This window comes from Bacillus sonorensis NBRC 101234 = KCTC 13918 (genome assembly GCF_001592005.1).
GTDB lineage: Bacteria > Bacillota > Bacilli > Bacillales > Bacillaceae > Bacillus > Bacillus sonorensis.
Genome location: NZ_BCVZ01000001.1, coordinates 273044 through 296699 on the forward strand (window position 1 = coordinate 273044; position 23656 = coordinate 296699).

The 23656-nt window shown below is 45.3% G+C and carries 25 protein-coding genes; 10 read left to right on the forward strand and 15 right to left on the reverse strand.

The features are described 5' to 3' along the window. Positions 1-9: 9 nt before the first annotated feature. Positions 10-987 (reverse strand): cytochrome aa3 quinol oxidase subunit II, encoded by a 978-nt coding sequence (gene qoxA, locus BTR1S_RS01325; protein WP_087962542.1) that lies wholly within the window; start codon positions 985-987, stop codon positions 10-12. Between the two features lie 456 nt (positions 988-1443). Next, positions 1444-2442, reverse strand: coding sequence for a UDP-glucose 4-epimerase GalE (galE, locus tag BTR1S_RS01330; protein ID WP_006639517.1), 999 nt, complete (start codon positions 2440-2442; stop codon positions 1444-1446). A gap of 826 nt (positions 2443-3268) precedes the next feature. Between galE and BTR1S_RS01335 the strand changes: the two genes are divergently transcribed. The 4 genes from BTR1S_RS01335 (at position 3269) to BTR1S_RS01350 (ending at position 6553) form a co-directional block, all read left to right on the forward strand. Then, entirely contained in the window at positions 3269-3418 is a 150-nt protein-coding gene (locus BTR1S_RS01335) for an anti-repressor SinI family protein (protein WP_006639518.1), read from the forward strand. Between the two features lie 577 nt (positions 3419-3995). Further along, positions 3996-4622 carry a flavodoxin family protein gene (locus tag BTR1S_RS01340; protein ID WP_029419673.1) on the forward strand — a complete coding sequence of 209 codons (627 nt, stop codon included), beginning with the start codon at positions 3996-3998 and terminating at the stop codon, positions 4620-4622. A gap of 81 nt (positions 4623-4703) precedes the next feature. Further along, the gene (locus tag BTR1S_RS01345; protein ID WP_006639520.1) at positions 4704-5018 is read left to right on the forward strand and encodes a DUF485 domain-containing protein; all 315 of its coding nucleotides are present in this window, start codon (positions 4704-4706) and stop codon (positions 5016-5018) included. Continuing rightward, entirely contained in the window at positions 5015-6553 is a 1539-nt protein-coding gene (locus BTR1S_RS01350; protein ID WP_006639521.1) for a solute symporter family protein, read from the forward strand. The genes BTR1S_RS01345 and BTR1S_RS01350 overlap by 4 nt, the downstream gene beginning before the upstream one ends. A 55-nt stretch (positions 6554-6608) precedes the next feature. On the opposite strand, the gene xylB is transcribed toward BTR1S_RS01350, so the two are convergent. Together xylB and xylA are read right to left on the reverse strand one after the other, a co-directional pair. After that, on the reverse strand, positions 6609-8108 hold the full coding sequence (gene xylB / locus BTR1S_RS01355; RefSeq protein ID WP_029419674.1) for a xylulokinase: 1500 nt from the start codon (positions 8106-8108) through the stop codon (positions 6609-6611). Then, complete coding sequence (gene xylA, locus BTR1S_RS01360) at positions 8108-9454, reverse strand: xylose isomerase (protein WP_029419675.1); 1347 nt, start codon at positions 9452-9454, stop codon at positions 8108-8110. The genes xylB and xylA overlap by 1 nt, the downstream gene beginning before the upstream one ends. Positions 9455-9634: 180 nt before the next feature. Between xylA and BTR1S_RS01365 the strand changes: the two genes are divergently transcribed. After that, on the forward strand, positions 9635-10798 hold the full coding sequence (locus BTR1S_RS01365) for an ROK family transcriptional regulator (RefSeq protein WP_029419676.1): 1164 nt from the start codon (positions 9635-9637) through the stop codon (positions 10796-10798). 42 nt (positions 10799-10840) lie between these two features. Here BTR1S_RS01365 and thiE read toward each other — a convergent pair whose 3' ends face one another. The 5 genes from thiE to BTR1S_RS01390 all read right to left on the reverse strand — a co-directional run bounded on the left by thiE (position 10841) and on the right by BTR1S_RS01390 (position 14078). Continuing rightward, positions 10841-11515, reverse strand: coding sequence for a thiamine phosphate synthase (gene thiE, locus BTR1S_RS01370; protein ID WP_029419677.1), 675 nt, complete (start codon positions 11513-11515; stop codon positions 10841-10843). 1 nt (position 11516) lies between these two features. Beyond that, the gene (gene thiM, locus BTR1S_RS01375; RefSeq protein WP_029419678.1) at positions 11517-12329 is read right to left on the reverse strand and encodes a hydroxyethylthiazole kinase; all 813 of its coding nucleotides are present in this window, start codon (positions 12327-12329) and stop codon (positions 11517-11519) included. Then, complete coding sequence (cidR, locus tag BTR1S_RS01380) at positions 12329-13246, reverse strand: cidABC operon transcriptional activator CidR (protein ID WP_029419679.1); 918 nt, start codon at positions 13244-13246, stop codon at positions 12329-12331. The genes thiM and cidR overlap by 1 nt, the downstream gene beginning before the upstream one ends. Positions 13247-13383: 137 nt before the next feature. After that, positions 13384-13653: a YwqI/YxiC family protein gene (locus BTR1S_RS01385; RefSeq protein WP_006639528.1), complete on the reverse strand. Its 270-nt coding sequence runs from the start codon at positions 13651-13653 to the stop codon at positions 13384-13386. Continuing rightward, positions 13650-14078: a DUF5082 family protein gene (locus BTR1S_RS01390; RefSeq protein ID WP_006639529.1), complete on the reverse strand. Its 429-nt coding sequence runs from the start codon at positions 14076-14078 to the stop codon at positions 13650-13652. Before BTR1S_RS01390 ends, BTR1S_RS01385 begins: the two co-directional genes overlap by 4 nt. A 479-nt stretch (positions 14079-14557) precedes the next feature. Here BTR1S_RS01390 and BTR1S_RS01400 point away from each other — a divergent pair, with 479 nt between their 5' ends. Together BTR1S_RS01400 and BTR1S_RS01405 are read left to right on the forward strand one after the other, a co-directional pair. After that, positions 14558-14944, forward strand: coding sequence for a CidA/LrgA family holin-like protein (locus BTR1S_RS01400; RefSeq protein ID WP_006639530.1), 387 nt, complete (start codon positions 14558-14560; stop codon positions 14942-14944). Further along, the gene (locus tag BTR1S_RS01405) at positions 14926-15609 is read left to right on the forward strand and encodes a CidB/LrgB family autolysis modulator (RefSeq protein ID WP_006639531.1); all 684 of its coding nucleotides are present in this window, start codon (positions 14926-14928) and stop codon (positions 15607-15609) included. Before BTR1S_RS01400 ends, BTR1S_RS01405 begins: the two co-directional genes overlap by 19 nt. 82 nt (positions 15610-15691) lie before the next feature. Here the strand turns inward: BTR1S_RS01405 and putP are convergent, their stop codons facing one another. Continuing rightward, a complete protein-coding gene (gene putP / locus BTR1S_RS01410; RefSeq protein WP_006639532.1) occupies positions 15692-17158 on the reverse strand; it encodes a sodium/proline symporter PutP in 1467 nt (488 codons plus the stop codon). A 147-nt stretch (positions 17159-17305) separates the two neighbouring features. Next, the gene (locus tag BTR1S_RS01415) at positions 17306-18496 is read right to left on the reverse strand and encodes a class I SAM-dependent rRNA methyltransferase (protein WP_029419680.1); all 1191 of its coding nucleotides are present in this window, start codon (positions 18494-18496) and stop codon (positions 17306-17308) included. A gap of 150 nt (positions 18497-18646) precedes the next feature. Between BTR1S_RS01415 and BTR1S_RS01420 the strand changes: the two genes are divergently transcribed. Continuing rightward, on the forward strand, positions 18647-19027 hold the full coding sequence (locus BTR1S_RS01420) for a VOC family protein (RefSeq protein WP_029419681.1): 381 nt from the start codon (positions 18647-18649) through the stop codon (positions 19025-19027). 34 nt (positions 19028-19061) lie between these two features. Here the strand turns inward: BTR1S_RS01420 and BTR1S_RS01425 are convergent, their stop codons facing one another. The 4 genes from BTR1S_RS01425 to BTR1S_RS22355 form a co-directional block, all read right to left on the reverse strand. Continuing rightward, positions 19062-20030, reverse strand: a complete 969-nt coding sequence (locus tag BTR1S_RS01425) for a phosphoglycerate dehydrogenase (RefSeq protein ID WP_006639535.1) — start codon at positions 20028-20030, stop codon at positions 19062-19064. Positions 20031-20170: 140 nt separating this feature from the next. After that, on the reverse strand, positions 20171-21034 hold the full coding sequence (locus tag BTR1S_RS01430) for a glycosyltransferase family 8 protein (protein WP_006639536.1): 864 nt from the start codon (positions 21032-21034) through the stop codon (positions 20171-20173). A gap of 119 nt (positions 21035-21153) precedes the next feature. Beyond that, positions 21154-21330, reverse strand: coding sequence for a hypothetical protein (locus tag BTR1S_RS22350; protein ID WP_155910202.1), 177 nt, complete (start codon positions 21328-21330; stop codon positions 21154-21156). Beyond that, positions 21327-21494 (reverse strand): hypothetical protein, encoded by a 168-nt coding sequence (locus tag BTR1S_RS22355; protein ID WP_155910204.1) that lies wholly within the window; start codon positions 21492-21494, stop codon positions 21327-21329. Before BTR1S_RS22355 ends, BTR1S_RS22350 begins: the two co-directional genes overlap by 4 nt. Positions 21495-21764: 270 nt before the next feature. On the opposite strand from BTR1S_RS22355, the gene ydfH reads away from it, so the two are divergent. Together ydfH and ydfI are read left to right on the forward strand one after the other, a co-directional pair. Then, positions 21765-22988, forward strand: coding sequence for a two-component system sensor histidine kinase YdfH (ydfH, locus tag BTR1S_RS01435; RefSeq protein WP_006639538.1), 1224 nt, complete (start codon positions 21765-21767; stop codon positions 22986-22988). Beyond that, positions 22981-23619: a two-component system response regulator YdfI gene (gene ydfI, locus BTR1S_RS01440; RefSeq protein WP_006639539.1), complete on the forward strand. Its 639-nt coding sequence runs from the start codon at positions 22981-22983 to the stop codon at positions 23617-23619. The genes ydfH and ydfI overlap by 8 nt, the downstream gene beginning before the upstream one ends. Positions 23620-23656 lie beyond the last annotated feature (37 nt).

Below are 23656 nucleotides of genomic sequence, written 5' to 3' on the forward strand. Positions count from 1 at the left end.
CCTCCTTTCTTAGTGAGAATCCTGGTCTTTAGAATCGTCAGATTGTTTTTCATTGTTTTCCGTTTTCACATTTGCAAACGGATCTGATTTGGAATGCGGAGACTTCGGCTCATAGCCTAATCTTTCGCGCGCTTTTAGTGCATATTCCGCATCATTGCCATGGTTGACATATTTCAGGTGTGTCGAAGAGAACGTCATTTTGTCCACATTCCGAGGAAGCATCAGTTCGTCGTACTTGCTCTTCGTCAGCTTCGGCGCATCTTTTTGAGTTGTGGACACCCACTTATTAAAGTCGCTTTCAGTCATGGCGTTGACATTGAATTTTTGATCTGCAAATCCTTCACCTGTGAAGTTCGCATTGCGTCCTTGATATGTTCCAACCTTATCTGCCTGCAGATACTGTTCCATATCCATTCCTGCCATCGCATACTTCTGTCCGCCAAGCTGCGGAATCCATAGCGATGCCATTGAATCGGCAGATGTGATTTTAAACTTAATCGGCCGGTCTGTCGGTATGTTTAAGTAGTTGACAGTTTCGATATCCTGCTCAGGATAGCTGAATACCCATTTCCAATCGACAGATGTGGCATAGACAACCAAAGGTTCTTTATCCTTTGATGCTTTAGGAGCCTCTTCCAGAGAGTAAATGGTTCGGACTGTCGGCACAGACAGCGCAATAACAATTAAAATCGGAACCACTGTCCAGACGATTTCCAAAAACGTATTACCTTCCGCTTCAGGACTGTATGGAGACTTTCTGTCTTTTCGGTCGCGGTATTTTACGATCATGACTGTAAACAGGACAAAAACCACTGCAACGATAAACAGCATGAATCCAATGGATAATAGAATAAGATCTCTTTGCTGTGAAGCAACAGGTCCTTTAGGATCTAATACCGCAATTTGACTGCAGCCGCCCATTAAAAAAACAGTCGAAAGCAGCGCAAGCGCCATCAGCGGTTTGAATGCTCTGAACAAGAGGATCACCATCCTTCCTTCATTGATGTATAAATTTGGTCAGAATATCTAAAATACAGATTCTGAAAAACTTTTCTTCTACCTTGCTATGCTATCAAAATCTTCACCAATTAGCCTTATTTTTTTCGAAAGTTCACCTTTTTTTCACCCAAATGTCATAAAATCGTCAAATTTAGTTCATAACATTATGATGATCGAAGGAGGCAATTGGTAATTTATTAGTGCTTTTTACACGCAAAGGAAGTGCGAACAACAGACGATTCCGGACAAAAATTCTGTCAAAATTAGGTTTACCACAATAAAAAACTTTGGTCAATAATTAATTTAACATTGTTAATTTTTTTCAAGGTTAACTTACTTGTTCAGCCTCTTTTTTCACTTTCCCGTTTTGAAAACGGCTTTAAACATTCAATTAAAAAAAGCTTTCCGTGTATGGAAAGCTTTTTTTGGTGCCGGCGGACCATTTCACTTCTTATTGTTGTTATAGCCGTCTGGATGATCTTTGAACCAATTCCATGCGCTCTCTATGATGGTTTCCAAATCAGCGTGCTTCGGCTGCCAGCCAAGCTCCTTCATTGCTTTTTCTGACGAGGCGATCAGTTGGGCCGGATCGCCTGCACGCCGTTCCGCTATGTCTGCCGGAATGGAATGACCTGTTACTTGACGCGCTTTTTCAACGACTTCTTTGACAGAAAAGCCCGTCCCGTTTCCAAGATTGTAAACGGCGCTTTCTCCGCCGTTCCGCAGTCTGTCAACTGCAAGGATATGCGCATTCACCAGGTCCATCACATGTATATAATCTCTAATGCATGTCCCATCCGGAGTCGGATAATCGTCTCCAAATATCATGATCTTATCCCGTTTCCCGAGAGCGACTTGAAGAATGATCGGAATCAGATGGGTTTCCGGCTGATGGTCCTCCCCAATCAGACCTTTGACATGGGCTCCGGCAACATTGAAATAACGAAGTACGATATGGCGGATGCCGTGAGCTTTTTCCGCCCATTTCAGCATTTTTTCAATCGCCAGTTTTGTTTCTCCATAAGGATTCGTCGGATGTGCCGCATCTGTTTCAATAATCGGAACCCGGTCAGGTTCTCCGTAAACGGCTGCAGTCGAAGAAAACACGATCTTTTGAACGTGATATTCTCTCATCACCTTCAATAAGCATACTGCGCCATATACATTGTTATCATAATATTTCAGAGGGTCTGTTACACTCTCCCCCACCAATGAATCAGCGGCAAAATGCATCACCGCTTCAATTGAGTTTTCCTGAAACACTTTTCTCAGAAATGTTTCATCGCGCAAATCTCCTTTATAAAAAGATGCTCCAGAAAGAGCAGCCTCCTCATGGCCTGTTTGCAGATTATCAATAATGACGACCTCTTCACCACGGCTCAACAGCTCTGCCACCGCGTGGCTGCCAATATAGCCTGCACCTCCGCATACTAAAACTGCCAATCCATTTCCTCCCCTTTCACTGACGCCGCAGGCATCAAGCTTTCCATTCAATGTCTTTTCTCCTGATTTTTTCACATAATCGAACGTTGCGATTGCCAGGGATCATAATCATTCATTTAGGCGATTTTATTTTACCATTTTCCAGCTTTTTCAGCTTGGATTGTCAAAATAATTTCAAAAGCTGCAGATTGCTGCAGTCCTTTTCAATCGTTCTGGGTCAAGTTCTTTCTGATTTATGGTTCGGTTTTTTATCGTGAACATTTGGATTCCCTTGAAAAAAACGAGTTGTTTTCGCTTAAATTCTATACTTTTTCTCTGCATTTGAAAAGAATGTTCTTTTTTTCCACTTTGGCAAAGATTTTGTAGTATTTTTGGATTACCCGCCTTTTAGCCGTTGTTCAGATAAGTAAAAAGCACCCACCCGTTCCGCTTCGCTTTCTTTATTCTCAATCCTTTATTACACCTGGCTTTGCAGTCTCATCCTTGATATTTTCAGCCCTTATTCCGGCATTTATTTTTTGAATATTCAAAGCATATTCGGCTCCAATTGAGAAAATTTTAATAGGGAAAACTAATCATTTTTATTTGAATACTATCCAGTCAGTAATTGATTGTTTATTATAATAAGTAAGAATCTAAGATTTTTTGGGTTTTTTAGTCAGTTATTTAGGGAATAGGTAGGTTGATTTTTTCTGGAAATGTGAATTTTTTATGAAATTTGTCATTGTTTTCATACAGCTGTTGTTTTATAACTTTAATACATCTCAAGGAAAAAAACGGATTTTTTCCTTGAGATGAACAACGTCTTATCATATTGGAGGAGTCTATGAATACTCAAACGAAACGCAAACTGGACAAAGATTGGGTGACTTTGATGAAGGAGGCGAAAAATCTGGGGTTGCATATTGAAGATGTCAAAAAATTTCTTCGCACTCAGTCCAAAAAGAAAGATACTGACCGACAGCTGAAGCAGTAGACATTTAGAAAGACATTAATCATTTATAAAACAGGCGGTTCTGTTGAATCTTGATTTTTCAAGATGATCCAACCGGCTGTTTTAAAGAGTATTTGATAAATTGATAATGACGTATTTCAGGTGCATGCCTGTGCAGACTCAAACTCAGCCTCACCCTTTCCCAATCAGAATGCGCCTTTTTTGCGATCGAAGTCCCTGCCCCTGCAAGCTTTTATGTTGCACCAATCAGACAGCGTGCTGCCGGATCATTTACCCCTTGAACTGCGGCCGCTCTCGTTTGATCGTTCAATTCCCCCGAAAGGCAGGCGTCATCAAAGCCTCCCCGCCGCATTTTTCGTTTCCCTTTACAGAAGCCCTGCTCAGCACGCCGTCTCAGGCAAGCCTCTGGATATGAAAGTTCTTCCCATCTCAGGTTCAGATGGAAACTGACAATCCATTTGTTTTCCCATAGTAGGAATTAAAAGCTCCTCTAAAATCGTTTTTTTCGATGGCAAAAATCTAAATTATCAATTTTACTGATTTAGATTTCTCATTATAAACTGAAGTAGAAATCAAACATACAGGAGGCATTGTCAATATGGAGATTGCAGCTATCTGCGGAAGTTCCCGTCAAAACGGAACTACAGACATGCTTGTAAACCAAATCATAGAGGGCCTTGATGCGGACAAGATCTTTCTGCGCGACTATCATGTCACTCCTGTACTGGATTGCCGGCACAGTGACAGCTTACCGTCTTATCCTGACGATGATTATCGGGACTTGTTAACCCGGATCTTGAATAAAGACATCGTGATTTTCGCCACCCCTATCTATTGGTACGGCATGTCAGGACTGATGAAACATTTTATTGACCGTTGGTCGCAGACACTGCTTGAAAAAGGCAGAGATGATTTTAAACGACAGATGTCGGGGAAAACAGCATACGTCATCGCTGTCGGTGATGATGAACCGCATCTGAAGGGATTGCCGCTCATTCAGCAGTTTCAATATATCTTTGATTTTATGGAGATGACATTCGGCGGATATCTTATTGGCAAAGGCAATCGTCCCGGAAGCATTGCAAACGATTCGGCGGCGGTTTTTTCCGCGAACGGGCTGAAGCAAAAAGGAAGGGGAAATCATGACAAAAGAAAACGTGAACAATCGATACGCGCTATGGAGAAAACATTTTTTAGAGATCGTCAGGGCTTTCATCTTATATAAATGAAATTTCAAGAATAAAACCGGAGCCTGTTACATACCTTGTTGTATCTTTTGAGACAAATACAAGGAGGGACAAACCAAATGAAAGAAGAAAAAATAGATTACAGCAAGGCTGCAGCATCTCCGGCATTTCAAGAGCTTTTAAAGAGAAAGCGCGCTTTCATCGTGCCGATGACGGTTTTCTTTCTGCTCTTTTACTTTCTTCTGCCGATTTTGACATCGTATTTTACCTTTTTAAATCAGCCCGCCGCCGGCTCTGTTACATGGGCGTGGGTATTCGCGATTGCACAATTCATCATGACGTGGACGCTATGCATTCTTTATACAAGAAAAGCCGAACAGTTCGATAGAATGGCAAATGATTTCAAACATGAAATAGGAGGGGCTGAATCATGAGCGCGACTGCCTTTATTCTGTTTCTTGTCATTGTGGCCCTCACGCTTGTCATCACGTATTTTGCAGCAAGGCAGACTAAAACGGCCAATGAGTTTTATACGGCCGGAGGGGGGCTCACCGGCATTCAAAACGGACTGGCCATTGCGGGAGATTATATGTCAGCCGCATCATTTCTCGGCATTGCAGGCATGATCGCTTTAAACGGTTTTGACGGCTTTTTTTACAGCATCGGTTTTCTGGTGGCATATTTGGTGGTGCTCTATATTGTCGCCGAGCCGCTCAGGAATCTCGGGAAGTTTACAATGGCGGATATGATCGCCTCACGCTTTAAACAAAAGAAAATCCGCGGAGTCGCGGCCTTAAACACAATTGCCATTTCAACATTTTACATGATCGCACAGCTCGTCGGCGCCGGAGCCCTGATCAAGCTACTGCTCGGCATTGACTATACGCTTGCGGTTTGCATTGTCGGCGTTTTGATGACCATCTACGTCGTTTTCGGGGGAATGATCGCAACGAGCTGGGTGCAGATCATTAAAGCGGTCCTTTTAATGGCGGGAACGCTTGTCATTTCAATCATGGTGTTTTCCAAGTTCGGATTCAGCCTCACGAACATGTTCGAACAAATGAAAGCGGCTACTCCCCTTGGTGCGGACTTTTTGAACCCTGGCAATAAATATAAAGTTCCTCTTGAAACTCTTTCTCTGAACCTTGCGCTTGTCCTCGGAACTGCCGGGCTTCCCCACATTCTGATCCGGTTTTATACTGTGAAGGATGCAAAGACGGCAAGAAAATCGGTTGTTTCGGCCACATGGATTATCGGTGTTTTTTATATCATGACGGTCTTTCTCGGTTTTGGCGCCGCCGCGTTTGTCGGTTTTGAAGACATTTTGGCTGCGGATAAGGCGGGGAACATGGCTGCGCCGCTCTTGGCACAGGCACTCGGCGGGGACTTCTTGTTCGCTTTTATTTCGGCCATCGCGTTTGCTACGATTTTAGCAGTTGTCACGGGCCTTGTCCTTTCGGCGGCTTCCGCTTTTGCACACGATATTTACAGTCAAATCATCAGAAAGGGAAACGCAACAGAGAAGGAGCAAATGCTCGCAGCAAGATGGGCTTCGATCGGTGTTTCCGTTCTTTCGATTCTGCTCGCCGTCTTTGCCCAATCGCTGAATGTCGCGTTTCTTGTGTCACTGGCCTTCGCCGTTGCGGCAAGCGCCAATCTGCCGCTGATTATTTTCACTGTTTTTTGGAAGCGTTTTAATGCAGCCGGAGCGCTGGCAGGCAGCTTGACCGGCCTTTTGAGCGCCCTGATTCTCGTTTCGATGAGCCCGAGTGTCTGGGATCCCGCAGGAAACGCCATTTTTATCGGAGAACCGCTGATTCCGTTATCTAATCCGGGAATCATCTCCATTCCGCTCGGCTTTTTAGGAGCTTATCTCGGAACGGTCTTATTCCCAAAAGCTCCTGACCACGAAGCTTTTGCGGAAATTCAGGTAAAGGCGCATACGGGGATCCATATGGACAAATCATAGTCCAAAACTCCGGGTCATTACAGCAAGGCCGGATTTCTACAGAAAAGGCATCCGGCTATTCACGCAAAAATGCCAACCGTTCAATCAACGGCTTTGTATAGCGGTAGATATCTTTGTAAATCGGAAAAATGTCCTGATACCGTTCGCTGAATTCCGGGCGGGGGAGAAATGACTCTTTTACGTGCACGAACTGCTCTGCGCACGCCTCCAGTGCCGGAAACCACCCGCATCCGACCGCAGCCAGCATCGCGGCTCCGAAAGCCGGGCCCTGCCCGCTCTTGAGCCTGATGATCTCCGCGTTAAACATGTCGGCCTGGATTTGCAGCCATTGTTCACTTTTTGCTCCTCCGCCGATTGAAATGACGCGGCTGATCTTTTTTCCCCCGGCCCGGAATTGTTCAATGCTTTCATAGAGGGAAAATGTGATCCCTTCAATCACCGCCCTGATAAAATCAGCCCTCCTGTGTCCGCTGTCCATCCCGATGAAGCTGGCGCGAATATCCGGGTCAGCATGAGGGGTTCTTTCTCCGGAAAGATAGGGCGTAAACAGCAAGCCTCTTGCGCCGGGCCGGGAATTTTCCGCTTCGCAGATTAATGCATCAAATGCTTCATGCTTGGCAAATACATCCTTAAACCAGCTAAAACTGCGGCCCGCTGAAAGCGTCACACCCATCGAATAATAAGCATCAGCTGCAGCATGGTTAAAAAAATGGATATTTCCCCGGAATTCTTGATCCGGATCCTTTTCGTACGTCAATACAACACCTGATGTGCCGATGCTGCACAGGGCGGTGTCATCATGCAAAATGCCGGCGCCGACCGCTCCGCAAGCATTGTCCGCTCCTCCGGCAAACACTTTAACTTCGGGTAAGAGCCCGGTCTCCCCGGCAAATTCGGGAGTGATGCGGCCGACAAAACTGCCCGATTCCACTAATTCAGGACACATTGACTCGGGGATGCCAAACCGGCGGCACATGTCGCTGCTCCATGTTTTATGTTTTACATCAAGCAGCAGAGTGCCCGCTGCATCTGAGTACTCGCTGTGAAGGCGTCCTGTCATGCAGTATCTGACATAATCCTTTGGCAGCAAAAATACGGCGGCCTTGTCGAACAGCTCTTTTTCATGCTCCTTCACCCACAGGAGCTTTGGAAGGGTAAACCCCTCAAGCGCGGGATTTTTGACAAGCTCCAGGAGACGCGCTTCTCCGATTGTTTCGTTAATCAGCCTGCATTGATCTGTCGTCCTTGTGTCATTCCACAATATCGCATTCCGCAGTACAGCCCCTTGGCCGTCTAAAAGCACCAATCCATGCATTTGTCCGGAAAAGCTGATGCCTTTGATTTCTCCCGCTTCTCCGCGATGGTTTTCGACCAGTTCTTTTACGGCTTCCTTCGTTTTTTCCGCCCATTCGCGGGGATCCTGTTCAGAATAACCGGAATGGGGCTCGATGATTGAGAACGGCCTTGAGGCTTCCCCGCATATCTCGCCAAACTGATTGACGAGAATTGCTTTGACTGCGCTAGTGCCGAGGTCGGCACCGATGACATATTCCACTACTGTATCCCCTTTCTTGCCGGCGACTCCCGCAACACATTCAATAAATACCGATTCACGGTCGCTTTAAGGGTTTCCTGCCGGCCGGACAGATTTTCGATGCTGTCGTTTTCGAGGGCATAGGCGGCAAGTTTTTTCAAATCGGTTTTTCCTTCGGCAATGTCCAGGCCGATTCCGGTCGTAAAGCTTTTGTAGCGCTCTTCTATGACGCGTTCAATCGCTTGATCCTCCAAAAGCCGATAGGCGACTTTAAATCCGGCCGCATATGTATCCATTCCCGCAATATGGCCGTGAAATAAATCTTCGTCCGCAAATGAGGCGCGCCTTACTTTCGCATCAAAGTTGATGCCGCCTGTTTTGAAGCCTCCTGCTTTGACAATCTCATACATAGCGAGAACGGCGCCATACAGATCTGTCGGAAACTCATCCGTATCCCAGCCCAAAAGCAGATCCCCCTGATTCGCATCAATCGATCCGAGCATATCATGAAGAGCGGCCACCCTCAGCTCATGCTCAAACGTATGTCCGGCAAGCGTGGCGTGGTTTGCTTCCAGATTTAATTTAAAGTGTTCTTTTAAACCGTACGTATCCAAAAAAGCAATCGATGTCGCCGCATCAAAATCGTACTGGTGCTTTGTCGGCTCTTTTGGCTTCGGTTCAATCAGGAATTGGCCGTCAAACCCGATCTCATCAGCATAATCAACGGCCATTCCGTAGAAAGCCGCCAAATTGCCGAGCTCCAGTTTCATGTTTGTATTCAGCAATGTATCATAACCTTCCCGGCCGCCCCAGAACACGTAATTTTCGGCACCGAGCTCTTTGGCGATTTCCAAACCCTTTTTCACCTTTGCCGCCGCATAGGCATATACATCCGCATTGCACGATGTAGCAGCGCCGTGGACAAAACGGGAATGCGTAAACATGTTCGCTGTATTCCACAGCAATTTAACTCCGCTTGACTCCATCATTTCTTTTAGGAAAGACACCATTTTATCCAAATAAAGAAACGTTTCCCTCAAGGTGTCCCCTTCCTGAACCACATCGACATCATGAAAACAGAAGTATGGAACGCCGAGTTTCTCAAAAAATTCAAATGCCGCTTCAGCGCGGGCTTTTGCTTGATCCAAAGGATGCGTCATCCTGTTCCATGAGCGGTTCATTGTTCCCGCGCCGAACGGATCGCTTCCGTCTCCATCAAAAGTATGCCAATACGAAACGGCAAAACGGAGATGCTCCTTCATCGTTTTGCCGCCGATCCGCTCATCAGGGTTATAGTATTTAAAAGCAAATGGATGATCCGAGTCTGCGCCTTCATACTTGACTGTTCCCACATTTTTAAAAAACATTTTCAGTCCTCCTTAGAAAAATAATAAGTTTGTTTATCCATTAAACTAACTCCTTTTCATTTATTTTACAGGATGTGTGAAACGCTTTCAATTGCAAATGTAGAAAAATTTGAGTTTTTAAAATTTGCTATATTATAATAGACTCACATATTCTAACCTTTGCTAAAGCGAGTGATCGTATTGAATACCGCGGATCAAGCCCTTGTAAAAAAAATGAATAAAATCCTGATTCTTGAGCAGATCATTGACAATGCACCCATCTCAAGGGCGAAGCTTTCAGAAATTACGGGGCTCAATAAATCAACCGTTTCTTCCCAAGTGTCTTCCCTGCTTCAAAAGGAAATGATTTATGAAACGGGCCGCGGTGAATCGAGCGGCGGCAGACGGCCTGTCATGCTGAAATTCAACCGAAAAGCCGGCTATGCGATCGGCGCCGACATTGGAACGAACTACATCATCATCGTTTTAACCGATCTGGAAGGCGAGATCATTGAACATTACGAGCGGGAGCTTGATGAGAAGGATATTGAGGCGACAGAGCGTACCCTGTTTGAACTGATCGATCATGCCGTCAAAAAGATGCCTGATTCCCATTATGGCTTGACTGGAATTGGGGTATGTGTGCCCGGCCTGGTCGATAATGACCAGAATGTGGTTTTCACCCCGAATAAACCGATTCACACGCTCCAATTGAAACGTCTTCTTGAGGAAAGATACAATGTCCCGATTTTCATTGAAAATGAAGCAAATGCCGGGGCTATCGGAGAAAGGGAGTACGGTGATGCCGGAGATCTGAAACACGCCATTTTTGTCAGCATCAATACAGGTATCGGTTTAGGTATTTTGATGAACGGCAAACTTTTCAGAGGAGTGCATGGTTTTTCAGGAGAAGCCGGGCACATGTCAATTGATATCAACGGCCCTCTATGCAGATGCGGAAACAAAGGCTGCTGGGAGCTGTATGCGTCAGAAAGAGCCGTCTTTTCTTCATACCTCTCGCATGGAAGTGCGCCTTTGCATCAGACCGTCAAGGCGCTGGCCGACAGCCGAGATCAAAAGATGCTGGAAACGTTCGAAACATTTGGCTTTTACATCGGCGTGGGCCTTGTCAACATTATCAAAACATTGAATCCGGAAACGATTATTTTGCGAAATACGATGATTGAATCCTATCCGCTGATCGTCGATGTTATTAAAAAAACCATTTCCTCAAGAAGCAAAAAAGAAGCGCTGACCGATTGCCGTTTAACCGTTTCCTCTCTCGGACGAACCGCCTCATCATTGGGAGCTTCCTATATTGTCATTGAGCGTTTTTTGGAGAGATTTATGAACGAGCAATTTTGACGGTCCCGATCATCTTATTAAACAAAAAGCACAAATCCCACGTTAGGAATTTGCGCTTTTTTTGACGGCGTGAACCTTTGCAAGAAAAGCTCCGGCAGCCTGTTCTGGGTCTGGAGACGTACTGATGGCGCTGATAATGCTGACGCCGTCCGCTCCAGCTTCTATGACAGGAGCGCAGTTTTCCAGCGTGATTCCGCCGATTCCGACAGCTGGAATCTTGATGCCTCTCCTCCGTATCTCTTTCAACAGAGCAACACCTTGGACGGCTTTTGCATCCAGCTTCGTTTCCGTCGGATAAATCGGCCCTGCTCCAATATAATCGGCACCATCCTTTTCCGCTTTCATCACTTCTTCAAGCGTATGAGCGGACACGCCAAGAATCCTGTCTCCGATACTGGCGCGGACGTTCTCCGCTTTTTCGTCATCCTGGCCGATATGAACACCGTCGGCATCAAGCTCAAGGGCCAGCTCAACATCATCATTGACGATAAAAGGCACTTGGGCTTCCCGGCACAGGGCCTGTACTTTTTTCGCGAAGATGATTTTATCCTCCGCCTTTAGTGCATCATCTCCTTTTTCGCGGAATTGAAAAAGAGACGCACCGCCCTTTAAAGCCGCTTCAATGACAGCCAAAGGGTCGCCGGCCGTATTGTTTGAACCCATGATAAAGTATACGGACAGCAGGTCTTTTAGTGTTTGTCTCGAAATCCTAGCCATGCTACTCCACCTCTCTTATGCGACCGCGTGCTTGGATGTCCTCGGCTTTTACAGCGGCCAACTGATTTAAAAATTCTATCTGGAAGCTTCCGGGGCCTTGATGCGCTGTTTTTTCAGCGGCTATTTCCGCCGCGCATCCGTAAAAAACGGCTGCTGATACAGCGGCTTTACAATAGTGTTTCTCAACGGCGCAAAACGCGCCGATCACAGAGGTTAAAAGACAGCCTGTCCCCGTCACCTTGGTCAACAGCTTATGGCCGTTTTCAACGGTATAAAGCTTCCTTCCGTCAGTAATGACGTCTTCAGCACCGGTGATGATGACGGTTGTATCCCAGACGCCGGCCGCTTTTTTTGCCAGAGCCATCCGGTCTCCCTTTTCTTCCCCGGCATCAACCCCTTTGATCACCCAGCTTTCGTCTCCAAGCGTGTTGGCGATTTCGGCTGCATTGCCTCTGACAGCGGAAATTTTCACTTTTCTCATGATGCGCTGAGCGGATGCCGTCCGGAACGGCGTCGCCCCTGCGCCGACAGGGTCAAGAATGACGGGGACGCCGTGTTCATTCGCGGATTTGCCGGCAATGATCATCGACTCAACATCCTCAAGGCTCAGCGTCCCAATGTTCAATACGAGGGCGCCGGCGATTTTTGCCATGTCGGCCGCCTCTTCCCTCGCATAGGCCATGACCGGGGAAGCGCCGAGTGACAATAAGCCGTTTGCAGTGAAGTTCGTGACAACATTATTCGTCATGTTGTGAACGAGCGGGTTTTCTTTTCTGACGTTTTCGATTAATGCCGCAGCATCTTGGCGGTTCATCATGCTTCTTCATTCCTTCCTTCTTCTGAATGAGGACTCCATATATACGATTTCGTGTGGTCGATCCAAGCCCTTGCCGCAAATGAAAGATAACGGTCCTTTCTCCAAATGACGGCGACATGCCAAGGGATGGCCGGCCTGACGACGGGGATGATCTTGACTCGTTCGGGATCAAGGTCCCGGCAGATTCTTTCGGGGAGAAGACCGATGCCGAGATTCGCCGATACCATTTCACTGATAAAATCCCACTGGGATGTTTCATAAATCACGTTCGGCCGAAATCCGGCCTTTAAGCATGCCGTAATGATCCGCTCATGAAGGACAAAGTCTTCACGAAAAAAAATAAACGGCTCTTCACTCAGCTGCTGAAGCTCAATCTCCTCTTCATCGGCAAAACGGTGTGACGGATGAACAAGCAGCATTAAATTCTCTTTTACAATCGTAAAGGAATGAAAAATCTCTTCTTTTGCAGGCAGAACGACGACTCCGATATCAAGCGATCCGTCCTCTACACCCTCCTGCACCTTTACAGATCCGTGTTCAACAAGCTGAAACGTGACATTCGGATATTTGTCCCTAAAGTCACCGATGACCTTCGGAAAAAAGCCTGAACCGATCATCGGCGGCAGGCCGATCCGGACATGCCCTTTTTTCACGTCCATCAAGTCATTCAGCTCTGAAGTCAAATTTTGAAACGATTTGGTGATTTCCTGGGCCTGCACATACATGCTTTGGCCGGCATCAGTCAGTTCAATCTGCCTTCCGCGCCGGTAAAACAGCTCGATTCCCAGCTCTTCTTCAAGGTTCTTGATCATTTTTGAAATCGTCGGCTGTGATATATATAGGGATTGGGCGGCCTTTGTAAAGCTTTTCAAACGGGCTACCTCTAAAAAGTAGGTTAAATGACGTATGTCCATTTGTTTGACATCCTTTCAGAGCTTGGTGCAAGATTTTCGCTTTACATCATATTTTAAACCAATTTTCATATTTTCTCACACCCCAATCGCTTTGCCGGCCAATATAAAAAGCGCTGGCGGCTTGCTGCCGACAGCGCTTATTTTCGGGCGATCGCCTCGTCTTGCTCCTTCAAGGAATTCACATTTGAACGCGTGTCCTCGATGTTTTTATACACAGCCTCTTTGTACTGATTGACCATATCGCGGATGGTTTCCTCCCGTTCAAGCCACTTTTTTGTAAAATCAAGCTTGTTTTGTCCAAGCGATCCAGCTGACGGGCCATTTAGGGAAAGCGAGTCAAGCGCGCTTTTCACTTGATCCAGCTGTTTCATGACGACTTTATGGTTCAATTTGATCGTTTTGCTCATTTCAACCACCCTTTTAACCCGTTGATTGTACTATGCAGAGCGTCGATTGCCTCTTCCCCCTTTTCCAGGAGAAAGTCCGCCCGGTCCGCAGACCAGCTTGCAGCTTCGACTGCTCCTTTTTCAGCGTCTAAAGCAAATATTTTCAAATCGATTTTATGAATATACCTCTCATAATCATCGTTAAATATTCTATACATTGCGGTGTGCGCTTCATCACGTGCTTCATCAAAGTCGGCTGCCCGGCTTCCGGTCCACGCTTCTCCAAGACCAGGACGCAAAATCTGTCTGATTTCTTCGATGCCCAAGCTTTGTTCTCTTTCAACATCGCGTTTCGCCCGCTCCAGTCTCGCAATTTGTTCTTCCAGCTCCGCCGCCTTGTGGGAGAGAACCCCGTGTATTTTCTCCAGCGTGCCTGAGTAGTCCATTTATGTCACCTCTGAACTGCATTATGGTTCGGATTTTTCTTCATGCAATCATACTTCAGTTTTGTTTTTCATAGATTCACATCTTTTACTAGACTTGCGCACATTTCCAATATTTATAGTTTAAGTCGAAAAGCATGGATGTTGAATAGGCTTTAAATACTGTTTTTGGGGAATTGTACACAGGAAAGGAGCCAAAGGAATCGGTTTTTCAAGGACATCTGACCTTTCTTTTTGAATCAATCCAATTCCGCTTCCCATCAGGGCAAGGCCAAAGACATGGGGGTGGAAAGGTGTAATTGTCACAGAAAACAGGCAATCTATTCCGTCCTCCATTTTACATTTTTAGTCAATTAACTGTTTCTTTCGCCCTGATTTCAGCGATTTTTGTATAGACAAAATGAATAGACATTATTCTGTATATGTATTTTACCTATATCTAAAACTCATGTACACTTTTGTTTAGAAAGGGGGATAATGACATGAAAACATTCATTAAAGGAATCAGTCAGGTCGCTCTTTTATTTTTATTTGCGCGTTTGATGAATCTGATTGTTGAGGTTCTTCATATAAAAATACCGGGAAGCATTCTTGGGATAATCGTGATTTTTGCTTTACTGTATTTCAAGGTCATTAAACTCGAATGGATTGAGCTCGGCGCATTATGGCTTCTTGCAGAGCTCCTGTTGTTCTTTGTCCCTTCTGCGGTCGGGATTATGAACTATGGAGAGATTCTCAAAAATTTTGGACCAAGCATTTTACTCGTCGTTCTGATCAGCACGTTTGTCGTCATGGTATCGACAGGCATGCTGACGCAAATCATCGCCAAAAGAAAGGAAAGGAAAAACACATGTTCATCGGATGCATAAGTCTGATCGCAACCGTCTTGATTTATATGGGGGCCAAAGCGGTATACACCCGCCATCCAAAGGTGTATGTTTCGCCTCTGTTGATCACACCGCTGATCTTGGTCGGGCTGCTGCTCTTGATCAACGTGCCTTTTGAAGCCTACAATGCCGGAGGGCGCCTGTTAACTGACATGCTTCAGCCGGCGACCGTGGCGTTTGCGATTCCGCTCTATAAATACTTCCCGATTTTAAAAAAATACGCCGTTGAAATTATCATCAATGTGGCGGTCGGCAGCTGCATCGCCATTCTGTCAACGGCGTTTATCGCAAAGCTGTTTAAGCTTAATGCAGATCTGATTGAGAGCCTCATTCCACGTTCAGTCACAACGCCAATTGCGATGAGCGTCTCTGAAATGATCGGCGGAATGCCGGCGGTTACCGCCGTTTTCGTCATCTTGACCGCTTTGTTCGGCTCTGTTATCGGGCCGATGGTCATCCGCTATTTTCGAATCGATAATGAAATTGCGAGAGGCGTTCTGCTCGGAACAAGCGCACACGGCGCCGGTACGTCAAAAGCGTTTGAGCTCAGCTCTGTATCCGGAACCATTTCAAGCGTTTCGATGATCTTGGCTGCGATTATTACGCTTTGCGCTGCGCCATTTCTCATTTCTCTTATTACGGTATAACAAAAAGACCTCCGAATATTCGGGGGTCTCTTTGATTTGCCGGGCGGCTTGCATCGCAGCGGTCCGTTTTGCTGCTAAAACTTCAGCCCTTTAGATTCTCAACGGCCGTATCAAACTCGTCTTCAATCTCTGCAGGCGGTTTTTTTGTCAGGAGGCTGACGACAATGATGACAGCCGTACAGACAATGAAGCCGGGAATAATTTCATAGACCGGGCGAAAAGCCTCCACCTGTTCCCAAGCGATGACTGTCAGCGCACCCGCGAGCATGCCCGAAAGCGCACCCCACTTCGTCATTCGCTTCCAATACAGACTTAATAGGACGACCGGGCCAAATGCGGCTCCAAAACCGGCCCATGCGTAGCCGACAAGATTCAGAATCGTTTCATTCGGATGAAGCGCCATGATCAGTGCGATCAGTGAAATGGCGAGAACCGCCAGTCTTCCGACAAGCACCAGCTCCCGGTCAGATGCATCTTTTCGTATGAACGCTTTATAGAAGTCTTCCGTCAGGGCGCTTGACGTGACAAGGAGCTGTGAAGAAATCGTACTCATGACAGCAGCCAAAATGGCGGCCAGCAAAAACCCTGTGATCACGGACGGAAACAGGAGGTCAGAAAGAACGATAAATACCGTTTCCGCATTTTTCAAAGGCAAATGGTTCACGCTGACATACGCGATTCCGACAAGCCCGGTAAGCATCGCTCCGCAAATAGAAAAAATCATCCAGCCCATGCCGATCCTGCGGGCACTCTTCATTTCCTTCACACTGGAAATCGCCATAAATCTGACGATAATATGAGGCTGCCCAAAATAACCGAGCCCCCATGCCAACAGCGAAATGATGCCGATCACAGTCGTTCCTTTAAACGGCTGCAGAAGCTCCGGATCGACTGAACGGATTTCAGAAAAGGCAGGGCCGACTCCCCCCAGCTGGATAAACACAACGAGCGGCATCACGATGAGGGCGATAAACATAATCGTTCCTTGCACAAAGTCTGTCCAGCTAACCGCCAAAAAGCCGCCAAACAGCGTGTACAAAATAACAACTCCGGCTGTCAGCCAGATGCCGATTCGATAATCGAGATGAAAGGCGGTTTTGAAAAGCTCTCCTCCCGCCACCATCCCCGAGGATGTATAAAATGTAAAAAAGATTAAAATAACAAGAGCTGATGTCATTCTTAAGACTCTCGACCCGTCCTTAAAACGGTTTTCAAAATAATCGGGAATGGTGATGCTGTTGCCGGCCGCTTCCGTATATGTCCTCAGCCTCGGGGCGACATACACCCAGTTCAAATAGGCTCCGATTGTAAGGCCGATGACGATCCAGCCGCTGCTCAGCCCGTTTAGGAACATGGCGCCGGGAAGCCCCATCAACAGCCAGCCGCTCATATCCGAAGCACCCGCGCTTAAAGCGGTGACAGCCGGCCCAAGGTTCCTTCCCCCAAGCATATAATCGGTTAAGTTGGACGTTCGGCGGTAAGCAAAGTATCCAATCAAAAGCATTCCAGCCATATAAATTCCAATCGATAACAAAACTCCGTAATCCATAGCTTCCCCCTATACAATTTTTCACGTAATATCAATATACATGAATAATCTCTCAAGAGGTATCGTTTTCATGGTGAAATGCCGCGATTTTTTGTCCTGCTCGACGGCCGGAGACCGGTTAAGCGAAACGGAAGCGGTCTTACCGCATTAGCGATGATGAACCCGCAAAAACACAACCTTTAAATAATTGCCTTCCGGATAGCTTTGCAACGTTTTAAAGTCCTCAGGCAGCGAATGTTCTTCAAGGATCGTATAGCTTGTCCCCGTTTCTTTGCATGCTGCATCGATAAAGCCTTTAAACTTTTCCATCCCAAAAGCGCTGCTGTTCGTCGAGGCGACGATGACGCCATCATGTTTGGTGATTTGAATGGCTTCTTTCAACAGATGCTTATAGTCTTTTGCGGCGCTGAATGTATGTTTCTTCGTCCTTGCAAAAGACGGCGGGTCAAGAATAATCAGATCGTAGCCAAGCTGCTTTTTAGCGGCATAGGAAAAATATTTAAATACATCCATCACTTTTATGTCGTGCGCTTCATGATCAAGACCGTTTACGCTGAACTGTTCGATCGTCTTGCTCAAGCTGCGGTTTGCAACATCGACGCTTGTCGTTTTGACGGCCCCGCCCAATACCGCAGCAACGGAAAACGCCCCTGTATATGAGAATGTGTTCAATACGTTTTTTCCTTCCGCATATCGATCCCTGATCGTCTTCCTGACATGGCGCTGGTCGAGAAAAATGCCGGTCATGGCGCCGTCATTGAGATAAACGGCATAATGTATTCCGTTTTCTTTGACGATAATCGGAAATTCTCCCCTTTCCCCTTTTACAAAATCATCATCTTCCACATACTGCCCGGCCGCGCTGAATCTTTTTTTCTCATAAATCGCTTTATAATCTGTAATTTCATCAAGGGCTGCAATAATCGCTTCCTTATATGCAAAAATGCCTTTGCTGTACCACTGGATCAGAAAATAACCGTCATAATAATCAATCGTCAGTCCCCCGATTCCGTCACCCTCGCCGTTGAAAACGCGAAAGGCTGTCGTTTCAGCACTCTGGAAGAGCTGATGTCGTGCCTGAATGGCCGTTGCCAGGCGGCTGAGAAAAAAATCCTGGTCAATGGGCTCCTCCTTGTTTTGTGTCAGCACCCAGCCGACACCTTTATTCTGCTCTCCATAATAGGCTTTTCCCAGAAAACCGCCCTTTTCATCTACAAGCTCGATCAGCGCTCCTTCTGAGATGCCGTCATCTTTTGAAAAAACCGCTTCCTTTAAAATCAGCGGGAAACCCTTTTTAATTTTTGCCGCATAAGCGTGTTTGAGTGTTAACGTCTTCATTTTGTTCAGTCCTTATGTTTAGTATTTCTCTATCCTACCATAACCGTCCCGGCCATGTTCTTATGCACAGGAGAGAAAAATGGCGCATGAATTGACAGTCTATTCAGATTTTCTTTAAGATGGTGGAGAATAATAAGGAGGGAACACATGATGGCGCGAATCGACCATGTTGGTGTTATGGTAAAAGATATTGAAGCATCTATCGCATTTTATCAAGACGTTGTCGGCATGAAGCTGAAAGACAGGCTCATCCATACGAACGGGATCATCAAGCTTGCATTTCTGGGATTTGAAAATCGGGATGAAACAGAGCTTGAGCTCATCGAAGGCTACAATGACCAGCTTCCGCAGGAAGGGAAAGTTCATCACTTTGCGGTGTCAACAGATGATATAGAGGCTGAGTTCGCCCGCATCAAAGAAACCGACGTGAAGCTGATGGAGGACGGAATTACCGAACTGCCGAACGGCTACCGCTATTTCTTTATTTTCGGCCCTGAGGGGGAAATGGTGGAGTTTTTTCAAAGATCGTGAATATAAAAGGGACGGTTCTGTTTGAACCGTCTTTTTACGTCCGGATGGCGCCTGAATCCTCAACAGTGAAGGCTAAAGGCTGGTCTTCGATAAACCGTTTGATATTTTCATACGTGATCGTTTCAATGCGCCTGATACTTTCATATGTGGCGCCGCCGATATGAGCGGTGCAAATGGCGTTGGAAAGGAGGGTAATCCGCGATGAGGGAGGCTCTGTTTCAAAAACATCCAAAGCCGCGCCCCGAATCATGTTCTGTTCAAGCGCTTTTCCAAGCGCATTTTCGTCAATGACCTCCCCGCGCGCAATATTGATCAGAAAAGCCGTCTTTTTCATTTTCGCCAGCCGTTCTGCATTCAACAGATGAAATGTCTCTGGCCTTAATGAAGTGCTGATACATACAAAGTCCGATTTCATCAGCAGATCATCCAATTCCGCAAAGCGCACGTTGAGCAGCTTTGCCGACTTGTAATCCTTGTATGTGCCGTATGCCAGCAGGTTCATGTTAAAACCCGACGCCCGCCTGGCGATTTTTTTGCCGATTTCTCCAAAGCCGATGAGCCCGAGTGTTTTTCCATCCAGTTCATAGCCCATTGATATATTCCATAAACCGTTTTTGACAGCTGCATTTGTCTGCGGAATCGACCTTGCGCCAGCAAGCAGGAGCCCGAATGCCAAATCAGCGACTGATGACGCGTTTTGACCAGGGGCATTCGTGACGAAAATGCCTTTCTCCTTGGCGTAGGCTACATCAATATTGTCGACGCCCGCACCGAATTTCATGATGTAACGCAGATTCGGTGCGGCATCAATCAGTTCGCGATCAGCTTTTTCGACGCCGAGAACATAAATATGGACGTCTCTGACGTTGGCCAGCAATTCCTCCCTGCCCAAACTTTCCGAATCCAAAAAGAGAAATTCGGCTCCAAGCTTGTCAAGCTTTTCTTTGAACCGCGGAGCGGCGCGATAAAAAGGTTCGCTCAGCGTCAACAGCACTTTAACCATAGTCCCTCCTCCATTCACCTTTTTTCAAGACTAGAAAAATGCTTGTTTCCTGTTTTGAGGAAACAAGCGTCTATGGGGATACGTTAGGGTTATCGTGATTATATCTATAAATGGAAGCTTAAAAAAAGAAGATTGGCATTTTAACTGACATGGTTTTTAGATAGTTTGGCGGGCTGATGGAATGCTGTTTGTTTTAAATACTCAAAATAATGGCGGGCGTACGGGTGCGCGGTTTGCGAATTCCAGGGCTTGTTTCCTCCGCAGAAATGGACGATTGCGGGATTTGCCCTTGTTTCCATATAGCGCTTCTTGTCCAAAAGGGTTGCCGGTGTTTTTTCCTTTAACATGATATGGGTCTGTGCGTTCCATCTCGGATGAAGGCCATACCACTTATCATATAGAATCGCATTAAGCGCATCCTGGTCATGGAATACAAACATATCCTTGCTGTTGTTATTAATAAAGCTGATCACTTTTTCTGAAATGCTGTTCCTTCTCCATTCTTCAACATCTATGATCATAATACCCGAATTGAAGTATTTCGCCGTGTCGCTGATCTTCATTTTTTTCAGGCGTTCATGCTGGCCTGCGTCTTCGACAGCCGCAACATAATAAGGCGAAATATCCATATCCCACAGTTTTGATATATCCTCTAATACCAAGGCATCACAATCGACATATATCATTCTTTTCACAGATTCATCCTTGATGAGATCGGGAATCGAAATTCTGTAATAAGCCGCTTTTGTAATATGGCTGCTCTCAACGGCCCTGTCATATTGGCTTTTTTCCACATCAAGAAATGTAACGGGGACACCGAAGCGATCAGTCGTCTTTTTCAGCCTCTCTTTATGATCCTCTTCAATTCCTCCGTCAATCACGTACAGTTTGACATCCCGCTGTTTGTCCATGTTCATCAGCAATGAGGTGAACATGACGCTCAAATGCTGCGCGTAATTGTTGTCTGTACAAGAAATGATATGCATCGTCCGGTCGCTTTTCATATCGTTTCCATCTCCTTCTCTTTTTTTGTTCTATTCCCTTTTTTCGAAAAATAAACACCGTCGATAGGCCGAAAAAAAAGGATCATGCAAGATCCTCAGATTGTATAGCGTCTATTTTGCTATCTTTTAGCAAGATGCTGCTTTAAATAAAAGTAAGGATAGCCAACAATGATGAACGGGGCTGCTAATGCAAGGAGTATCCATGAGCCTGAGTGACTGCCTCTAATGACTCCAATGAAAATACAAGTACCGACGAGAAAATATAATAAAGCACCTAAGAACCAATACATCTTCATTCCTCTTTTTCTTTACGCTTGTTCTTGGATTGACTATTTTTGTTTCTATGCTTGTCTGTTTTTTCGTTCTTGCTTAATCGATCAGGGCACTGATTTTTTGACACTTTCTCAGTTCGGATACCTTTTCTTTTTAATGATAAAATTGTGTGATCAATCGATTTCAATGTTGATCATTCCTTTAATAAAAAGTGAGTTCCTCATTATTTTAAATGTAAATTTGGAAAGATAAAACGTACATAAAGGCAGAATGCATATGTACGTTTGGGCAATGATCATATGTTGGGAAGATCTAATGGTTCACTGCACATTGGTATTGTTGTGTTCCTTCTCTTCCTATAAAATGATTGGATAAATGTATGTTGCACGTTCAATGAAATGGGATCGATTTTCATAAGTCTCTTTTTGGTTAAACTGTTAAAGGAAGTGGATGAGGTTTGCTGATAAGGAATCCTTTCAAAGAAAAATACTACTCACATGATAGGCGGGCATTAAATATGCTTGCACTCAGAGTGCCGGGCCTGGCTTTTATTCTCATGATCTATGTTGCCTCTATCGTGCTGCAATTTCTTAATGGGAGCTGGTCCATTTTATTGCTTAATGTGTTTACGGTATTGACCGCCATCTTTGCTTTGATGCATTGGCACTCATATCGCTGGGTTAAGAAAAGGGTGATTCTGTACTTCGTATTACAAGGTTTGATCACTTTTACACTTGCTAATGTCATGTCAGGCTTTTTAGTGCTGATCATCATTGGCCTTTATGCATTTTTGATCGGACAGATTATAGGAATGGCAGACAGAAGAAAGACGTTCCTCATCCTTTATTTATTGCTTCTGCTGTCAATCACTGTACTATATCATATTCACAAAGGTGAATATTTGCATTTTCTTGTTATAGCAGTACCTATTATGATCGTGATTATCACATATGCCGCTACATTTTTTGCCCAAGTCGATGAAAAGATAAAAGCGCAGCTGACTCTTGAAAGGCTGGAGCTGGCTCATCAGCAGGTAGAACAGCTGACGCTGCAAAACGAGAGACAGCGTATGGCCCGGGACTTGCACGATACGCTTGCTCAAGGGCTGGTCAGTTTAAATATGCAGCTGGACGCTATTCATATTCATCTCGCCAAAGACAACACAGAGAGAGCAAAAGAAATCGTTCAACAATCTATGAATAGAGTGAAAAGCACACTAGCTGATGCACGTTCAGCGATTGACGATCTGCGCAGCAAATCAGAAGAAATCGGTTTTTTAAAAGAAAGAATTACCTCATTAATGGATCATTTTCAAGAGTCGACAGGCATGGCTTGCTTTTTAGACTACAGATTAGACCAAGTGCCGGACGTTCGAACAGCTGAAAACTGTTATTACATCATTGGAGAATGCATAGCGAATGCCGTAAAGCATGCTGAAGCAGAAACGATCTCAGTGTCCATTTGGGATGATGATAAGAGGAGGCTCCATTTAACCGTCAAGGATAACGGCAAAGGATTTGATGTTGAAAAGGGCAAGAAAAAGAGAGGACATTATGGGCTTCTCGGCATAGAAGAACGCGTCAGAGCAATGAAAGGCCAATTCAATATAAAGAGTACAACATCTAAAGGAACACAAATTGATATCACTGTACCAATTCAGGGAGAGATGCAAGATGAATAAGGTTTTAATCGTTGATGACCATCTTGTCGTGAGGGAAGGTCTGAAGCTTTTAATTGAAACGAATGATCACTACATCATCATAGGAGAGGCGGAAAATGGCAAAGCGGCAGTTCGCCTTGCAGATGAATTAAAACCGGATATTATTCTCATGGATTTGTATATGCCGGAGATGAGCGGGTTAGAAGCCATTAAACTAATAAAAGAAAAACACGACATCCCTATCATTATTTTGACTACGTATAATGAAGATCACTTAATGATCGAAGGAATTGAATTAGGGGCGAAAGGATATCTATTGAAGGATACAAGTTCAGAAACCCTTTTTCATACGATGGACGCAGCAATAAGAGGAAACGTGCTATTGCAGCCTGATATCTTAAAACGTCTGCAAGAAATCCAATTGGAGCGGATGAAGAAGCAGAGCAGTGATACGCAGCTGACAGAAAAGGAAGTCATAGTTCTAAAAGCAATTGCTAAAGGTCTTAAAAGCAAAGCGATTGCCTTTGATTTGGGCGTCTCTGAGAGAACAGTAAAGTCTAGACTAACGTCCATTTACAATAAATTAGGCGCGAATTCAAGAACTGAAGCAGTGACGATTGCCATGCAAAGAGGCATTCTGACATTAGACTAATAATATCAAATTAAAATTTGCCCAAACGTACATGCCC